Here is a 16010-nt window from a genome sequence, read left to right as displayed (position 1 = left end):
AATGGACACAATTATTCGTTATATTGCTACGAACCCAGAGGTGGCTGAAAAAATGAGTAAAGGTGAGCTAGTGTTTACTAACATTGGAGTAGAGGCAAATGAATTGTTGAGAGAGACGTTTACAAATGGAATAGACTTAAAGAAAGTTGTTGTGAATGCTTGGAAATACTAAGCGACTCTTAGCATTTATCTGTATTGCATTTATATTTAGTATCACGATTTATTTCAACTATTTAAATATTAAAACAGTTTATGTAGGGTTGTCTTTATCCGAAGTAAACGGCCATTACGAAGTAACAAATCTTGTTCCGTCGGGCGCCGCTTACTATGCAGGGGTGAAGCTTGGAGATCGAGTACTAGCCGTTGACAACGAGATTGGAAAAATCTCAGAAGTTCTTGCCGATAACGGTCGTTTAGAACAAGTAAATCAAATTGAAATTGAGCGCAATGGTGGCAAGAAGATCATTGCGTTTCAACATTCAAATGAACTAATGGGGCAACTGTTTTCATTTGTTTTGATGCCCATTATATTTTTTATGTTTACGATCGTAAGTTTACTACTCGTTGGTATACGAGCATTTACACATAACCGATTTTTTTATCCAGTTCTATTTCTAGCTATTTTATCGTTAAGTATGGTCTCAGGTATGCTAAGTTCGAAACAATTTATTCTTTCACAATATGTGATTACCATTTCAATGCTCTTTTTGCCCTATTTGTATTTCAAAATTGCGTACATCAAAATTAAAACCCATTCAGATAGTACGACTTTTCGTAGATACAATTGGGTGTACACACTCTTAACAATCGTGCTCGTTGGAATAAATCTTTATTCTGAGGAGAATGAACATGTTGGACTCATTTTTGGTAGTAGTTTTTTATTTCTCATTACATGTCTGATTGGAACGTTCATTCATGGATTATTCTTAAAGAAAACACGCCCTTATATAACGACACTATTCGTCTCGCTTCTTCTTGCTGTGGGGCCTTTTACGTTCTTAACACTTTTACCAGAACTAGTGAATTCAAATTGGTCTCTAGAAGCTGAAGTAGCTATTTTGTTCATTATTATCATTCCGCTCATTGTCGTCTATTTACTAGCAACAGATACTTTTTTTATTAAATACTTTTCGCTATACCGATCCTTTTATTTCTTTTTATTAAGTATTATCCCGTCATTATTAAGTGTTGGTATATTCTTAGTGTTTGTTAACGCTAGAGAATATGAATTTATGCTAGTGCATTTATTTTATGTGTATATCTTACTCGGTTTGTTAACCTTTTTTTCGAAAGATATTCTTGATAGAAAGCTACGTATACGGATTCCTTCTGTCCGTTCGTATTATCATGAAAGTTTAACGAAGTTTAGCGAGCTGCTTAAACAAGAAAAAGAAAAAGACCACATTATGAAAATATTAAAAAATGAAGCAACCGCTGTATTAGGGTTAAAACAGGCTGAAATTCGAACATATAGTAAATTCCATAAGAACGTTTTTGATCCAGTTAAGGGAAAAGTGTCGTGGTTTATTGTAGAAGATGGGAATAAGAAGTACGTCTTACATGGGAATTTAAGAAAGCTGAAATGGCTTAATGCCCATCAGCGAGACTGGCTATTTATCGTCTCTTCTTACATCTCAATGAAATTCGAAAACCTGCGTCAAATGGATGAAGTAATAGAGGAATTAAAGGTATTAGAAGGGAATCAAGAAGAAAACAAATGGGTATCGGCACTTTTCTTTAAGTGGTCTGAAAGAGAACGACTACACTTGGCGTTAGATATTCACGATACCGTACTCCAGGATTTAATCTTACATGCTCGGCAAATTGAGGTGTACAGAAATCAGTTGAAACCGGATCATGAAGAGGCGTTTCAATTGAAGATTCAACAAATAGAAGAGAATGCTAGAGACTTAATTTTAATAACAAGGGAAACGTTGGAAGAGATTCAGCCTTTAGATAGTATGACGAAAACGTTGAAACAACGGTTACAAGAATTTGTTGATATGAAAATAGTCAGGTCTGATTTTCATATTCATTTTTCCTATTTAATAAACGAGGAATTGACTAGTGATTTACAAACGAATATCTTTCGAATTTCCCAAGAATTAATAAACAACGGAATTAAACATTCCAATGGGAGCAAAATAACATTAAATATTGAAAAGCAAGTGGACTATTTATTAATTCAATACAATGATGATGGCATTGGCATGAAAAAACGAATTTCTAAAGAAAATAATCAGAATTTAGGGATGTTCGGTATCCAAAAAAGAGTGCTTGCTTCACAAGGAGAATGTTTATTTCACAACAAAGATGGAATGGGATTAGATGTCCAAATCTACCTACCGCTACACTTAATTGATTCGTGAAAATCGAGCTCGTTCAAGATTGAATTCTCATAAAGGGGTGCTTAAGTGACGAGGTTACTGATTGTAGATGACCATAAATCAGTTGGGTTAGGAACAAAAGAAATGTTGTCATCATTTCCAGCATTTAGCATTCACTTAGCGTGTAAAGAACAAGAGATTCAAGAAGCGCTTCGTGTAGAATTTGATTTAATCTTAATGGACATGCATTTGCCAGGAAAGAATGGGTTAGAATGGATTTCGATTGTGAAAAAACGGTTCCCTAAAACAAAAATAATTATGTTTACTGGTCTAGACGTGGAATCTCATTTTAACATTTGCGTGCAGAATGGTGCAGATGGTCTGATTAGCAAAAGTTGTACAGAAGAACAAATTCGCACGGCTGTAAAAGCAGCCTTACACAACCAAGCGGTCATTCCGATTGAAATTCTGAAAAATGTGGAATTGAAATTAAACGATAGGCAAAGCGTAGAGGATAAGACATTAACGAATCGAGAGTATGATATTTTAGTAGAAATGATGAAAGAAAAAACAAACCTTGAATTGGCAGAGACGTTCTTTTTAAGTCAACGGTCGATTGAAAGAGAATTGACAAGCATTTACAAAAAAGTGGGCGCCTCTACAAGGCGTCAAGCTATGGAGAGGGCTGTTGAATTAAGAATAGTACCTGAGATTTTAGTTCGATCATTAAGTAGACAGAGCGTATGATGCCCATACATGAATGTTGATTGGAGACTGAATGGATATCAGTCTTTTTTTTTTGCTTTCCGATTCACTCAAATGCCGCATGCCAATGGTAAGGTTGAAGCTCTCTCAATGTTTTAAATATCAATGCTTGTTCTTGATTGGATACAGCGGCTTTCACCTTATAGCCCCAATAAAATAGCCGTTCTTGACATACACCACAAGGAGATAAAATCGTAAGGGGAGAATGTTCATCTTCTCGCACAAGACAAAGAGAGTGGGTCACTGGCCGATTTAGTTTATGAGCTTCTAGTATAGCGCCAGTTTCCATACATAGTTCAGTTGAAGCAACGACGACTTCTGGTGCTACGCTAGTTAAGATTGTTCCATTGTCTAATGCAAGAGCGGCGGCACCTCCCCAGCCAGTAGGATAACGGTCATAAATAAGGGTTGCTGCTGCATCAAAAAGTTGTTCTTCAAGTGTCATCGTTTTGATTTGCCTCCTTCTTTTTCTTCCTTTTATGAGCTTAATAATTTTTGAATCAAGTAACTTGTATACCTTAGGGGGGTATGGTATGATTAATGCGTGATAAAACATGCCTATCCTACCGTATTCATTTTAACATGATAAGAACGGATGATTAATACAGCTCTAGTGAAGAAGGAGGCAGAATAATTGTGGAAAAAGAAGTCTATTTACCAATAGAGGGTATGACATGTGCAGCGTGTGCGAATCGCATTGAAAAAGGATTGACCCGACTGGATGGCATTGATGAGGCAAATGTTAACTTTGGGACAGAAAAAGCAAAGATACGCTACGACTCAGATAAAATAACCCCACAGGTATTTGAAGAAAAAATTGAACATTTAGGATACAACGTTCGTAAGGAAAAAGTGGTTTTTGCTATTACTGGCATGACGTGTGCAGCGTGTGCCAATCGCATTGAAAAGAAGCTATCACGAACAGACGGTGTTTCCAGCGCGAGTGTCAATTTTGCCGTTGAGAATGTCACAGTAGAATACAATTCAAGTCAAGTCTCGCCAGTTGACTTAAAAGAAGCAGTAAAAAAAATTGGCTATACGTTAAACGAACAAGAATCAAATGAAGAAATAACTGACTACCGCGATAGAGACATTCGGAACCAAACTGGGAAATTTATCTTTGCGGCACTATTATCGGCGCCGCTTTTGTGGACAATGGTAACACATTTTGAATGGACGTCCTTTCTCTATATACCTGACATGTTTATGAATCCATGGGTGCAGCTTGCTCTTGCCACGCCTGTCCAATTTATTGCTGGAGCACAGTTTTATAAGGGAGCTTATAAAGCGCTTAGAAGCAAGAGTGCTAATATGGATGTGTTAATTGCGCTTGGCACGACTGTTGCTTTCTTCTATAGTCTTTTCTTAGGATACGAGTGGCATATGGCTGGTCAAGTAGGGATGCCAGAGCTTTACTTTGAAGCAGCTGCAGTCATTATTACCCTCGTTATTTTAGGAAAGTTATTTGAAGTACGTGCAAAAGGTCGAACAGGGAAGGCAATTGAAAAATTACTTGATATGCAAGCGAAGACTGCCCGTATTGTGCGTGATGGCGAAGAAGTGGAAGTACCTGTAGAAGCTGTTGTGGTTGGTGACACGTTCATTGTCCGTCCTGGTGAAAAAATACCAGTAGATGGAGAAATTGTAAAAGGAATGTCTGCTCTTGATGAGTCAATGATTACTGGAGAGAGTATCCCTGTTGATAAAAAGCCAAAGGATGTTGTGATTGGCGGAACAATCAACAAAAATGGAACGCTTACCGTGAACGCAACGAAAGTAGGAAAAGATACGGCTCTCGCGCAAATTGTAAAAGTAGTTGAGGAGGCGCAAGGTAGTAAAGCTGATATTCAGCGCGTTGCCGACCGTGTGTCAGGCGTGTTTGTGCCAATTGTCGTGCTTATTGCAGTAGGTTCTTTTCTTGCATGGTATTTCCTAATCGAGCCAGGAGATGTGCGTTCAGCTCTCGTACCGCTCATTACGGTACTTGTAATCGCTTGTCCGTGTGCTCTCGGACTCGCAACGCCAACGTCTATTATGGCAGGATCAGGAAGAGCAGCGGAAATGGGTGTTCTTTTTAAAGGCGGCGAACATTTAGAGCATACGCGGAATATTGAAACGGTTGTACTTGATAAAACAGGGACAGTGACAAAAGGAGAGCCAGAATTAACGGATGTACACATTGTAAAGGGAATGGAACAAGACGTATTAGCACTTGTAGGCGCAGCTGAAAAACATTCTGAGCACCCACTTGCACACGCGATTGTTGACGGCATCAAGAAGCAAGGCATTCCTATTCCAGAGCCTGAACAGTTCACGGCTTTGCCTGGATATGGGGTAAAGGCACAAGTGAATGGTAAGAACCTCTCTATTGGAACAAGAAAGTTAATGAAACAGCACCAAGTGAATAGTAAAGCGATTGAAGAAAAGATGGCAACTCTCGAAACAGACGGGAAAACAGCGATGATAATCGCGATTGATCATGAGGTAGCAGGACTTATCGCTGTCTCTGATACGGTTAAAGATACGTCCAAAGCAGCGATAGCGCGGATGAAGTCTCTTGGGCTAGAGGTCATTATGCTAACTGGTGATAACGAAAAAACAGCGTCGGCCATTGGGCATCAAGTGGGGATTGACCGTGTCATCGCAGAAGTCGTTCCAGAGCAAAAAGCAGATGAAATAAAAAAGCTTCAGCTAGAAGGTAAGAAAGTGGCTATGGTTGGAGATGGCATGAATGATGCACCTGCATTGGCTGTAGCAGACGTTGGAATGGCGATTGGGACTGGGACAGATGTAGCTATTGAAGCAGCAGATGTTACGTTAATGCGAGGTGATTTACAAAGCGTCGCTGATAGTATTCAGCTTAGTGAGAAAACGATGCGAAATATTAAACAAAATTTATTCTTTGCCTTTGTTTACAATTCAGCAGGTATCCCGATTGCTGCTGCAGGGTTACTAGCACCTTGGGTAGCTGGAGCAGCGATGGCATTTAGCTCGGTTTCGGTCATCTTAAATGCGCTACGTCTACAACGAATGCGTTTTAAGAAAGAAGGTGACTCTCGTGCAAACTAAGACGTGGGTACTTATTGGAATCGTTTATCTTCTATTGGTTATGGGAATGTACGGGTTTATTACTGGTGAAAACATTTTCCAAAATAACATGATTCACGAAGAGCACAGTGAAGAGTTTGTAGAAGAGTCTGACGTGGATCACAGTGGACACAATCAACATGAAAATCATGGAACGGGTAAATCACAAGTCATAACACATGTCATGTACCAAGAGGATCAATTAATGATCCAGCTTGAAGATGATGAGGGGAATATACCTGATTTAGACATCTCTCATGAAAAAGAAATGCATGTGATCGTGGTGTCCAATGACTTGAAGCAGTATTTGCATCTGCACCCAGAAAAGCAAGGTGAAGGGGTGTTTGTTATCAACCAATCTCTTGCTGACGGAGAGTATCAGATTTTTGTTGATGTGTCACCGAAAGGAAAAATGTATACTCCTTCGGCAAACGCTATCAAAGTAGGCGAAGCACCAACGACGAAAACACAGTTAGAAGAAGATAAGGTTTGGACAAAAGAAATTGACGGAAAAACGGTCACGCTAGAAACGGTTGAAGCCACAGTTGATGAACCCGTCCAACTGGTATTTGACCTATACGATGAAACGCCTGAGCCTTATTTAGGGGCACTTGGCCATGTCGTCATTTTAGATGAAGCTGTTGAAACGTTTATTCACGTTCATCCAGCTAGCAATGACGAGACCCGCTTCGATGCTCATTTTACTCAGTCGGGCACTTATAAGCTATGGGCAGAGTTTCAGTATCGCGATGAAGGAGTTATTGCCTTTCCTTTTGTAATTGAAGTCAACTAAGGAATAGACCAAAGAAAAAGAATGGAGGAACAATAAATGAAAACAATTGACTTAAAGGTAAGTGGCATGTCTTGTGGACATTGCGTCTCAAGCATAGAAACTGGCGTTGGCAACATGGATGGCGTTGACGAGGTGAATGTAAAGCTAGACGAAGGACGTGTTACGATTACGTTTGATAGCGATCAAGTAAACAAAGGAATGCTCAAACTAACAATAGAAGACCTTGGTTACGATATCCAGTAAAAAATAGAAGCAAAACATTCGAACCATCTTTCGGTTCGGATTTTTTGTTATTTGCATAGACATCATATAGGAATACATTGCTAGGCTATTCAAACGGATTTGTCCATTGTTTAATAGGAATAGACCTCTAGTTTTGTAACTGGTAAAATAATACTCTGTAGCCTAAATAAAAAAAATTAGTCTAAATGAAGAATGTCTAGTTGACTAATCGGATTTAAAGGAATAAAGTAAGTGGTAGAAAAAAAGCAACGTTTTTAACAGTATAGGGAGGGTTATGGATGGATGTTGGTTTAACGATTGCGGTTGTAGCATCAGTTGTAATCGTCGCTGCAATCCTATTTTGGATGCAACGAAAGCATTTATCGTTTTCAGTACGCGTATTAACCGCTTTAGGAGCAGGTATTGCGCTTGGCTTTATTTTTCAATTTTTCTTTGATCCAGAATCAAACGTTATCGTCAATGCAATGGATTGGATAGGCATTGTTGGAACAGGTTATGTTCGCTTTTTACAAATGATTATGATGCCGCTTATTTTTGTGGCTATATTATCTGCCTTTACACGGATAAAAGCTGCAAAAGAGGTAGGCAAGATTAGTGGACTTGTGATAGGGATGCTCGTTGTAACGACTATTATTGCAGGTGCAATTGGATTTACGTCTGCTTCCGTGTTTAATCTAAGTGCAGACGATATTCAGGTAGGTTCCGCTGAGCAAGAGCGGGGTCTGTCAATGGAAGAGCGTTATGACACGATGGAAAGCACAACCATTCCTCAGCAAATTGTTCAGCTTATCCCGACAAACCCATTTGCTGATTTAACAGGAGCGAGACCAACGTCAACATTAGGTGTGGTAATCTTTGCAGCATTTTTAGGTGTTGCTTACTTAGGTGTTCGTCGTAAAGAACCGCAAGCTGCTGAGATGTTTGAAAAAATTATTGGTGCAATATTCTCCGTTGTGATGCGTGTTGTGACACTTATTTTACGCTTAACACCATATGGGGTACTCGCCATTATGACATCTACTGTAGCGCAAAGTGATTTAGGTGCTGTTATGACATTAGGAACGTTTGTGATTGCTTCCTATGTTGCATTAGCCGCTGTTTTCCTTGTGCATTTACTCATTTTACTATTTATGGGATTAAGCCCTGTGCAGTATTTGAAGAAGGCATTTCCAGTGTTGGCGTTTGCGTTTACGTCACGAACAAGCGCAGCTGCTTTACCAATGAATATTCAAACACAAAAGAAATTAGGCGTACCAGAAGGAACGGCGAATTTTGCAGGATCATTTGGTTTATCAATTGGTCAAAACGGTTGTGCTGGCGTTTATCCAGCTATGCTTGCGTTTATGATTGCACCGACAGTAGGACAAAACCCGTTTGAACCTGGTTTTATAGCGATGCTACTTGTTGTGATTGCTATTAGTTCGTTTGGTGTCGCTGGTGTAGGTGGCGGAGCAACCTTTGCAGCAATTCTTGTACTTGCCGCTATGGACTTACCAATTGCGTTAGCTGGTTTGTTAATTTCAATTGAACCGTTAATTGATATGGGACGTACAGCCGTAAACGTATCAGGAAGTATGATTTCCGGTATCTTTACTTCAAAAGTGAAAAAAGATTTGAATGTGGATGATTATAAAGATGATTCCCTTCGCATTGATGTATCTGAAGAAGCAAGCTAAAGACTAAGACCGCAATCCTTATGGATTGCGGTCTTTTTTCCGGCTTTCATGAACGAGGTGTAGGGCACTCAGGATTGCTGTAATCGGAATAATAAGAGCAACCCCAATTCCGGCACAGAAGATCGTAATTAGTTCGTTTGCAAACACTTTCGCATTAACCATTTCGCCTAGTGTATAGGATAAGTCTTTAAACCAAATTAAGAGTGCGAGCTGCCCGCCGAAAAACGCAAAGAATAAGGTGTTGGCATTCGTTCCTAAAATATCCCGTCCAATTTTCATTCCGAAAAGAAAAAGACGTTTTACGTTCGCATCCCGATGTTGCTTGTACAATTCCTGCATTGGAGACGTAATGGAGATTGCTGTGTCAGCAATAGCGCCAATTGTGCTCATCACAATGACGGAAGCGGCAATTTGTGTGAAGTCGAGTCCAATTAGAATGGAAAAGGACCCAAGCTCTTCAATTTCCTCCTCGCCAAACCCTTGTATCATTGTGTGATTCGTTACAAAAGAGATAAAGACTAACAGAACGGCAATTGTCAGCATTGTAGAGACAAAGGCTGTAATGGATTTACTGCTCCATTCATTAATAATAAATAGGGTTGCAGCAGCAATTAAGGTGCAAGCAACAAACGTGATTACCAATGGCTGTGCCTCTGGATTTGTCATAAAGACAATACCACCGAAGAGAATGATAAAATTTAAGAACAAGACGGCAAAAGAACGTGCCCCTTTTTTACCACCAACGACAAGCATGAGGATGAATAGAAGTACTGTTAAGACGGTAAGAACATTCAATTTTTAGCCCTCCTTCTACGGACGAAATAGAGGGACAAATAGAGACCGACAGGAATGGCTAGAACAATGCCAATCCCTGCCACTAATGCGCGTGCTAGTTCTAACGATAAATTAAGTGATACGATAAATTCTAGAGGTGAATGGTTTTTAAAATAGAGAAGGATACTTGGAATCGATCCACTTATGTACGCAAAGAACATAATGTTAATCATTGCTCCCATGACATCCCGTCCTACTTCCAAACCTGAAGCTTTCAATGTGGATTCCTCAATGGCTTCGTTTTCCTCGTACATGCCAAAAATAGAGGCAGACATCGTAATGGATACATCCATCACTGCCCCTAATATGCCAATTAATACTCCAGCCATAAAAACAGTTTGATAGGGTCGCGTTAAAAACTGCATCTCTTCAAATCGTAAACCATTGTTATTTAATTGAGTTAAGACGACGTAAGCTAATGCCATTGTAATCGTAGTGACAATGAGCGTTGAAAGGATTGCTGTGTACGTTTTTTCATTTGCTCCATTGACAAGTAGTAAGGTTATCACTGTGAAAAGGATGGAGCTAATTGCACAAATGACCAGCAACCAATCGTTAGATGCTTGTAAATAGATGTCTAGGGCGAATGATAAGATGAGCCCATTCACACCTAATGATAGAGCCGAATAGAGTCCTTGTCGTTTTCCAACTGCCATGAGAACAAATAAAAACAGCCATGCGATCATAACGAGGTAATGATCGCGTTTCACATCGGTAATGGAACCAGTCAACTCTTCATCTTCAAACGAATCAACCCAAATAAAGACATCATCTCCAGCCGAAAATGCTTGGTCGTAGGCTCCTGAATCAGAATAGTGGTTGGTTAATGTAATAGTTTGCCCTTGATGCTCTCCATTTTGAATTTTTGCGTTAATGGACTGGGAATAAATCGTATCTTCATTGCCGAATTGATCGATGACATGCTCTTCTTCATAATTGGTGACATCGGTTATCGTCGCAATAGGTCTTTCATAAAAAGAATAATTATTCCATACAAACAGAATGGAGGAGACTGCTAGAAGAACAAGCGCTATCATCCATTTTAGAGATTTTCGCGTAATCATTTTTCGAGTCATGCTCAAGCCCGGCTTTCTTTTTTTCAATTCTGTTTACCGTATCAGGTGAACAAGAAAAGGTCAATTTAAAAAACGAGGCTGGGACATAACGAAAAGTAGTATTTGATTGCTGAGTAGCACCGCTACAGGAGAATCCTTTGCTTTCCGTTGATACGGCCTCAGCCTCCTCCGTGGAAAACCGCCACTCCAGAGTCTTCAGACACGTGCTGATCCCCCAGGAGTCTTTGGATTCTCCTTCCGCTCATTTTTATATAAAACAAACGACGAACGTTCCTATTTTCAGGAATGTTCGTCGTTTTGGTCTGTCTATCTACTTTTGTCCCAGCCTCTTTAAAGGTCGTTCCATTCTTCTCTTAAGATACCCATGCGGACGGAATCATAGTAGTGGCCATTAAAATAACGAACGTTACGAATACGACCTTCCATTTGCATGCCGAGTTTCTCTGCTACACGAATCATTCGTTTATTTCCAGACCAAGTCGTTAACCCCACTCGAACATGATCCGTAGTTTGGAAGAGATGGTCCATCCACAGTTTTAAAGCACGGGTTCCTAAACCATGACCCCAGTTCGTTCCCTTGTAAAAAATGATTCCCATTTCAAGCCAAATCTTTTGTGCATCTTCATAGTAAAAGCTGACTGTTCCACAGATCATGTTATTCACCGTAACTACCCAACGATCATCTTGGTTTACCCAGTTTTCGCTTTTTTGCATAAAAGCTTCATAAGCAATCGGACTATGAGGAAAGTAGGGGGCATCCCATTGTTTCCATTCCGGATTCGTCTCTTTATAAATCAATTCCCATAGTGTCGTTAAGTCATTCTGCTGAATTGGACGTATGGTTAGCTCTTCATCTGTATACATTCGTTTCCTCTTTTCCTGAGTCAAAAAAAGGTGCTCTCTTGCTTTTCATTCCCCTGTGTCTATGTAGGCTGTTTCATCATACTCATCTCTCATTTCGTACATCTTGTCATGTCAATGGATGAGAAGAAACAACAGAAGAGGGGAGAAGAGAGCTGTCAAGTTTGGAGAGCGGCACGCGTTAAGTGCGATCTGCGATCAATAAGTAAGTAGGGTATAAGCTGTCATGCAGCTCTCAAAAAGTGACATAGTACATTATGATATTTTTAATGATTTTGCTAATCGGCGCACAGCTTGCAATTCCTTGTAAGAGATTAATACAGAGCGAAACACACGATTACGTATGGAAATACTTTGATGAAGTGGCTTTTCTAATTCAGGATAAGACGATGTAACGTAATAAATTAAATCGGCGTAAGATAAATCCAGTTCTTTGCATGTTTGGTGTTTTTTAAGCAAATGGCTTTGAATCTTGTTAATCAACATAAACGCAGTTTGATTTTGTCTATGATTCATTTATATTCCCCCTTTAGTTAAAAAGCATAACAAAAAACAATGACTTCAATCAATACCCGGTCTGATCAATTTATAAACCGCTTTTTTTAAAACTACATGTAAAGCAGCTATTGAATAGAGGCTTGTGCGATACGTAAAATGGATACCTTAGTCATTTAGAGCTGATTATATGAAAATATGTGAATCTGGATAAGGGAGCCTTACACTGTTTCAATTTAAAGGATTCTATGAGATAATTAACATGTTTTCACTTAAGAGCGGGCTAAATTTGAGAGGTGTGATCCCTTAATGTACAAAGTAGAACGTACTGTCAATGGGGTAACGGTGACCTTCAAGGACTCAAACAGCCATTTGGATAAAACCTTTAATGATCCTGTTGCCGCAAAATTGTTGGCAAAAAAATTAAATTTAGACTTAATTATCGCAGACAACGATGAATGGCGAGTTGTAAGTTGTGGATAAATTGTTAAATAGATAGATACAGTTGGCTGACTGTAATAACCTTCAAATGATTTCATTTGAAGGTTTATTTTTATGTCAGGTTTTAGAGGATGAGGATTGGAGGCGGTTGTGGCGACTTAGCAATGGGTGAAGCCATTTTTCGAAATCAACTCAAACAAAACGAAAAAGGATGCAACACGTTTGTCTGCATCCAATCTTTATGAAGTGCCTATTTTACTATTTTTACTCTAGCGTCGATGGAACCAACGTCTTTTTCACCTGGTGTATGTGCAGGTTTGCCAAATGGCATCTGTGCACGTAATTTCCATTCTTTTGGAATAGACCACGTTGAAGCAACCATTTCATCAACAAGTGGGTTATAGTGTTGTAAGGACGCACCTAGGCCTTCAATCTCAAGTCCAGTCCAAATCGCATATTGAAGCATACCTGAAGACTGTTCTGACCAAACCGGGAAGTTGTCTGCATAAAGTGCAAATGATTCTTGTAGTTGTTCAACAACACGTTGATCTTCAAAAAATAAGATCGTTCCATAACCGCCTTTGAATCCATCCATTCTCGCTTGTGTAGATGAGAAGTCCCCATCACCTACAACGTCTTTAAGAATATCTGTCGTCTTCTCCCAAAAAGCATCGTGTTCTTTATCAAAAAGGACAAGTACACGTGCGGATTGGGAATTAAATGCAGAGGGTACATATGTTACTGCATGTTTAACAATTTCCTCCACTCGGTCTTTTGAGACGATTTCTTCTTTTCCTACGACATGATACGAGCGGCGATTTTCGAGTGCTTTATAAAAATCTGTCACAATCAATCTCTCCTTTCCTTTTCCATTTAAGGTTAAGCGATTTTGCTGTTTTCTATTCATTACTCTTGTTAGTATATAAAGAAGATCATAAAGATGTAAGTACGCACATTTATGTAAGAAAGTATCCAATATGAAACTATAGAAGAAAAAGGTGCTAGTCATGGACTATTTGTCGTTGAAGGGTATACCAAGTAAACGAATCGTAAAGGATATCTGTGGTCTCTATCGAGATGTGTTCAACGAGGACCGTCAGTTGAATGAACGTATGGCCGATAAACCAAATGTAGATGTACAACTTGCTTATGAGAACGGAACGTTAATAGGCTTTAAAATAGGTTATGAGCAAAGTCCGACTACGTTTTACAGTTGGTTAGGTGGCGTGCGGTCAACCTCTCAAGGAAAAGGTGTAGCCTTACAATTAATGAGGAATCAACATGCTAAAGCGAAGGAAGCAGGATACAAAATAGTTGAAACAAAAACGATGAATCGCTGGCGAAAGATGTTGCTACTAAATATTCGCTTTGGGTTTAATGTGACGGCTGTTGAAGAGAGTCAAACAGGTGATGGTAAGATTATTTTGCAGAAGGCTTTATGAGTACTCTGTAATAGCAGTTTACACAGGAGGAGGTATTCGTTCCATGACAAAAGTGATACATTTATGTCAAAAGGTACACTAGAACATAAGGGAGGAAATCGAAATGAAACAGTTTGAAGTTGCAAGTATTCCTGGAGATGGTATTGGAATAGAGGTCGTTCCTCAAGCTGAACGTGTTTTGAAAGCGGTTGCTGATGTGCATGGAGGACTAGCATTCCAATTTCATTCATTCCCATGGAGTTGCCAGTATTACATAGAACACGGTGTTATGATGCCTGAAAATGGATTGGAGCAATTAAAACCGTTTGATGCCATTTTTTTAGGGGCAGTTGGTGATCCAAATCTTGTGCCAGATCACATTTCTCTGTGGGGGCTTCTTATTCAAATTCGGCGTGAATTTGAACAAGTCATTAATATGAGACCGGCAAAACGACTTGATGGGATTCAGTCGCCATTACAGAACCCAAAAGACTTTGACCTAGTTGTGATTCGTGAAAACAGTGAAGGTGAATATAGCACGGTCGGGGGCCGTATTCATAGCAAGGAAGATGAAGTGGCCATTCAAAATGCTGTATTTACAAGAAGAGGCACCGAACGAGTGATGCGTTATGCGTTTGAAGTGGCAGCAAAACGAAAATGTTTTGTGACAAGTGCTACGAAATCAAACGGGATTGTTCACTCTATGCCGTTCTGGGATCAAGTATTTAAAGAAGTAAGTGAAGGCTATCCTGCTATAAAAACCGAATCTCAGCATATTGACGCATTAGCCGCCTTCTTTGTGACAAAGCCAGCTAGCTTCGATGTCATTGTTGCTTCGAACCTTTTCGGAGATATCCTAACAGATATCGGCGCTGCTATAATGGGGAGCATTGGCATTGCACCAGCTGCAAATATCAATGTAAATGGAAAGTACCCATCAATGTTTGAACCAGTTCATGGCTCTGCGCCAGACATTGTTGGGAAAGGATTAGCTAATCCAATTGGTCAAATATGGACTGCGAAAATGATGCTGGACCATTTTGGTGAAGAGGAGCTAGGGTCGTTTTTATTGGATGCAATTGAACGAGTCACAAGGAAAGGGATCGTCACCGCGGATCTTGGCGGCGCTCATTCAACAGATGAGGTAACAACTGCAATCATCGATGAATTGTATAACGCTCCATCTGTATAAAAGCATGATTCTACGAGGAAACGGGTACACCTTCATTAGCAGTAATGATTAACAGGACAAGTTGCTCAGAAACAATTTCTTACGAAGCGTTTTTTCTGATGAACATACGATACGATAGCGAAAATAGTACGAGTTAAAAAGGAGAGAGTTTGTTGACCTATGAAGAAAAACAGCTCCAATGGGCAATTTGGCAAGGGTTTTTCTTGTTAATTCTAATTGGACTTGGTATCGTTCTTATTTTTCGCTTTGGAGAAATGCTACCCTTTCTCCAATCCCTTTTTATAAGCGAAAAGTATTCTCTACCACTTCAAATAATGGCTGGTGTAACAATTGGTTTTTTGGTTGGATTTTTAACGCTTTACTTGTTGAAATGGACGAAGACAACATTACCAGAAAATGAGTTAGCGGATTTATTACGTACGATCCTTTCAAAGCCTGTTGGATTTGTACCAGTTGTAATCGGTGCGCCTCTTGTGGAGGAATTTCTGTTTCGTGGTGTGCTCATTGGACTCTTTCTGGACATTCTACCAATTTGGATTCTACTCATCGTCAATGCGTTTTTGTTCATGCTCGTCCATGTCCCTCAATACAAAGGCATGCCCATTCTTCATGGGATCATTTTCTTGGTAGGCTTGTTACTTGCATATTTGTTTATTATTACAGGTGCGCTTATCGTCCCCATTCTTGTACACGCTGTTTACAACCTAGTAGTTGGGATCGCTATGCGTAAAATGGCTTAAATATGTAAAGGAGAAGTCCATCCGGCTCTATTAGATTCGGAAACCTCCTCCCTCCATAG

17 protein-coding genes are annotated in these 16010 nt (G+C 39.6%); 11 read left to right on the top strand and 6 right to left on the bottom strand.

All coding sequences use genetic code 11. The annotated features are described in order from the left end of the window. The first annotated feature begins 1 nt into the window (after position 1). Genes BK583_RS20940 through BK583_RS18480 form a run of 3 tightly spaced genes read left to right on the top strand, consistent with a single transcriptional unit; the run spans position 2 to position 3074 of the window. Entirely contained in the window at positions 2–172 is a 171-nt protein-coding gene (locus BK583_RS20940; protein ID WP_158318479.1) for a hypothetical protein, read from the top strand. Next, the gene (locus BK583_RS18485; protein ID WP_038476521.1) at positions 156–2369 is read left to right on the top strand and encodes a histidine kinase; all 2214 of its coding nucleotides are present in this window, start codon (positions 156–158) and stop codon (positions 2367–2369) included. The genes BK583_RS20940 and BK583_RS18485 overlap by 17 nt, the downstream gene beginning before the upstream one ends. 45 nt (positions 2370–2414) lie before the next feature. Next, entirely contained in the window at positions 2415–3074 is a 660-nt protein-coding gene (locus BK583_RS18480; RefSeq protein ID WP_038476524.1) for a response regulator transcription factor, read from the top strand. Between the two features lie 64 nt (positions 3075–3138). Here the strand turns inward: BK583_RS18480 and BK583_RS18475 are convergent, their stop codons facing one another. Then, complete coding sequence (locus tag BK583_RS18475) at positions 3139–3537, bottom strand: cytidine deaminase (RefSeq protein ID WP_055737163.1); 399 nt, start codon at positions 3535–3537, stop codon at positions 3139–3141. A gap of 188 nt (positions 3538–3725) precedes the next feature. On the opposite strand from BK583_RS18475, the gene BK583_RS18470 reads away from it, so the two are divergent. The 4 genes from BK583_RS18470 to BK583_RS18455 all read left to right on the top strand — a co-directional run bounded on the left by BK583_RS18470 (position 3726) and on the right by BK583_RS18455 (position 8891). Continuing rightward, positions 3726–6161, top strand: a complete 2436-nt coding sequence (locus BK583_RS18470; RefSeq protein ID WP_371836660.1) for a heavy metal translocating P-type ATPase — start codon at positions 3726–3728, stop codon at positions 6159–6161. Further along, a complete protein-coding gene (locus BK583_RS18465) occupies positions 6151–6972 on the top strand; it encodes a DUF8832 domain-containing protein (RefSeq protein ID WP_236702451.1) in 822 nt (273 codons plus the stop codon). Before BK583_RS18470 ends, BK583_RS18465 begins: the two co-directional genes overlap by 11 nt. A 36-nt stretch (positions 6973–7008) precedes the next feature. After that, positions 7009–7215, top strand: a complete 207-nt coding sequence (locus BK583_RS18460; protein WP_038476532.1) for a copper ion binding protein — start codon at positions 7009–7011, stop codon at positions 7213–7215. Positions 7216–7493: 278 nt separating this feature from the next. After that, positions 7494–8891, top strand: a complete 1398-nt coding sequence (locus BK583_RS18455; protein ID WP_055737164.1) for an L-cystine transporter — start codon at positions 7494–7496, stop codon at positions 8889–8891. Between the two features lie 18 nt (positions 8892–8909). Here BK583_RS18455 and BK583_RS18450 read toward each other — a convergent pair whose 3' ends face one another. The 4 genes from BK583_RS18450 to BK583_RS18435 form a co-directional block, all read right to left on the bottom strand. Then, complete coding sequence (locus BK583_RS18450) at positions 8910–9686, bottom strand: YibE/F family protein (protein ID WP_038476538.1); 777 nt, start codon at positions 9684–9686, stop codon at positions 8910–8912. Continuing rightward, a complete protein-coding gene (locus BK583_RS18445) occupies positions 9683–10789 on the bottom strand; it encodes a YibE/F family protein (protein ID WP_236702452.1) in 1107 nt (368 codons plus the stop codon). The genes BK583_RS18450 and BK583_RS18445 overlap by 4 nt, the downstream gene beginning before the upstream one ends. Before the next feature lie 342 nt (positions 10790–11131). Continuing rightward, positions 11132–11665, bottom strand: a complete 534-nt coding sequence (locus BK583_RS18440; RefSeq protein WP_055737166.1) for a GNAT family N-acetyltransferase — start codon at positions 11663–11665, stop codon at positions 11132–11134. A gap of 252 nt (positions 11666–11917) precedes the next feature. Beyond that, positions 11918–12178, bottom strand: a complete 261-nt coding sequence (locus tag BK583_RS18435; protein ID WP_038476544.1) for a hypothetical protein — start codon at positions 12176–12178, stop codon at positions 11918–11920. 288 nt (positions 12179–12466) lie between these two features. On the opposite strand from BK583_RS18435, the gene BK583_RS20935 reads away from it, so the two are divergent. Then, a complete protein-coding gene (locus BK583_RS20935; protein ID WP_158318480.1) occupies positions 12467–12640 on the top strand; it encodes a hypothetical protein in 174 nt (57 codons plus the stop codon). A 208-nt stretch (positions 12641–12848) separates the two neighbouring features. On the opposite strand, the gene BK583_RS18430 is transcribed toward BK583_RS20935, so the two are convergent. Then, positions 12849–13448: a nitroreductase family protein gene (locus BK583_RS18430; protein ID WP_124741581.1), complete on the bottom strand. Its 600-nt coding sequence runs from the start codon at positions 13446–13448 to the stop codon at positions 12849–12851. A 157-nt stretch (positions 13449–13605) separates the two neighbouring features. On the opposite strand from BK583_RS18430, the gene BK583_RS18425 reads away from it, so the two are divergent. From BK583_RS18425 to BK583_RS18415, 3 genes are all read left to right on the top strand, one after another. Beyond that, on the top strand, positions 13606–14040 hold the full coding sequence (locus BK583_RS18425; RefSeq protein ID WP_055737167.1) for a GNAT family N-acetyltransferase: 435 nt from the start codon (positions 13606–13608) through the stop codon (positions 14038–14040). Between the two features lie 103 nt (positions 14041–14143). Further along, complete coding sequence (locus tag BK583_RS18420; RefSeq protein ID WP_055737168.1) at positions 14144–15211, top strand: tartrate dehydrogenase; 1068 nt, start codon at positions 14144–14146, stop codon at positions 15209–15211. A 152-nt stretch (positions 15212–15363) separates the two neighbouring features. Then, positions 15364–15951 carry a CPBP family intramembrane glutamic endopeptidase gene (locus BK583_RS18415; protein WP_038476553.1) on the top strand — a complete coding sequence of 196 codons (588 nt, stop codon included), beginning with the start codon at positions 15364–15366 and terminating at the stop codon, positions 15949–15951. Positions 15952–16010: the final 59 nt, after the last annotated feature.

The sequence above is a fragment of the Shouchella oshimensis genome (assembly GCF_002019765.1).
GTDB classification, from domain to species: domain Bacteria; phylum Bacillota; class Bacilli; order Bacillales; family Bacillaceae_D; genus Shouchella; species Shouchella oshimensis.
The sequence above is the reverse complement of the archived record's forward strand: the minus strand, read 5'-3'. Positions and strand labels throughout refer to the sequence as shown.

Excerpts from the sequence above, each read along its gene's own strand:
- BK583_RS20940 (WP_158318479.1), top strand. The coding sequence starts at position 2 with ATGGACACAATTATTCGTTATATTGCTACGAACCCAGAGGTGGCTGAA.
- BK583_RS18485 (WP_038476521.1), top strand. The coding sequence starts at position 156 with ATGCTTGGAAATACTAAGCGACTCTTAGCATTTATCTGTATTGCATTT.
- BK583_RS18475 (WP_055737163.1), bottom strand. The coding sequence starts at position 3,537 with ATGACACTTGAAGAACAACTTTTTGATGCAGCAGCAACCCTTATTTAT.
- BK583_RS18460 (WP_038476532.1), top strand. The coding sequence starts at position 7,009 with ATGAAAACAATTGACTTAAAGGTAAGTGGCATGTCTTGTGGACATTGC.
- BK583_RS18455 (WP_055737164.1), top strand. The coding sequence starts at position 7,494 with ATGGATGTTGGTTTAACGATTGCGGTTGTAGCATCAGTTGTAATCGTC.
- BK583_RS18445 (WP_236702452.1), bottom strand. The coding sequence starts at position 10,789 with ATGATTACGCGAAAATCTCTAAAATGGATGATAGCGCTTGTTCTTCTA.
- BK583_RS18440 (WP_055737166.1), bottom strand. The coding sequence starts at position 11,665 with ATGTATACAGATGAAGAGCTAACCATACGTCCAATTCAGCAGAATGAC.
- BK583_RS18435 (WP_038476544.1), bottom strand. The coding sequence starts at position 12,178 with ATGAATCATAGACAAAATCAAACTGCGTTTATGTTGATTAACAAGATT.
- BK583_RS20935 (WP_158318480.1), top strand. The coding sequence starts at position 12,467 with ATGTACAAAGTAGAACGTACTGTCAATGGGGTAACGGTGACCTTCAAG.
- BK583_RS18425 (WP_055737167.1), top strand. The coding sequence starts at position 13,606 with ATGGACTATTTGTCGTTGAAGGGTATACCAAGTAAACGAATCGTAAAG.
- BK583_RS18420 (WP_055737168.1), top strand. The coding sequence starts at position 14,144 with ATGAAACAGTTTGAAGTTGCAAGTATTCCTGGAGATGGTATTGGAATA.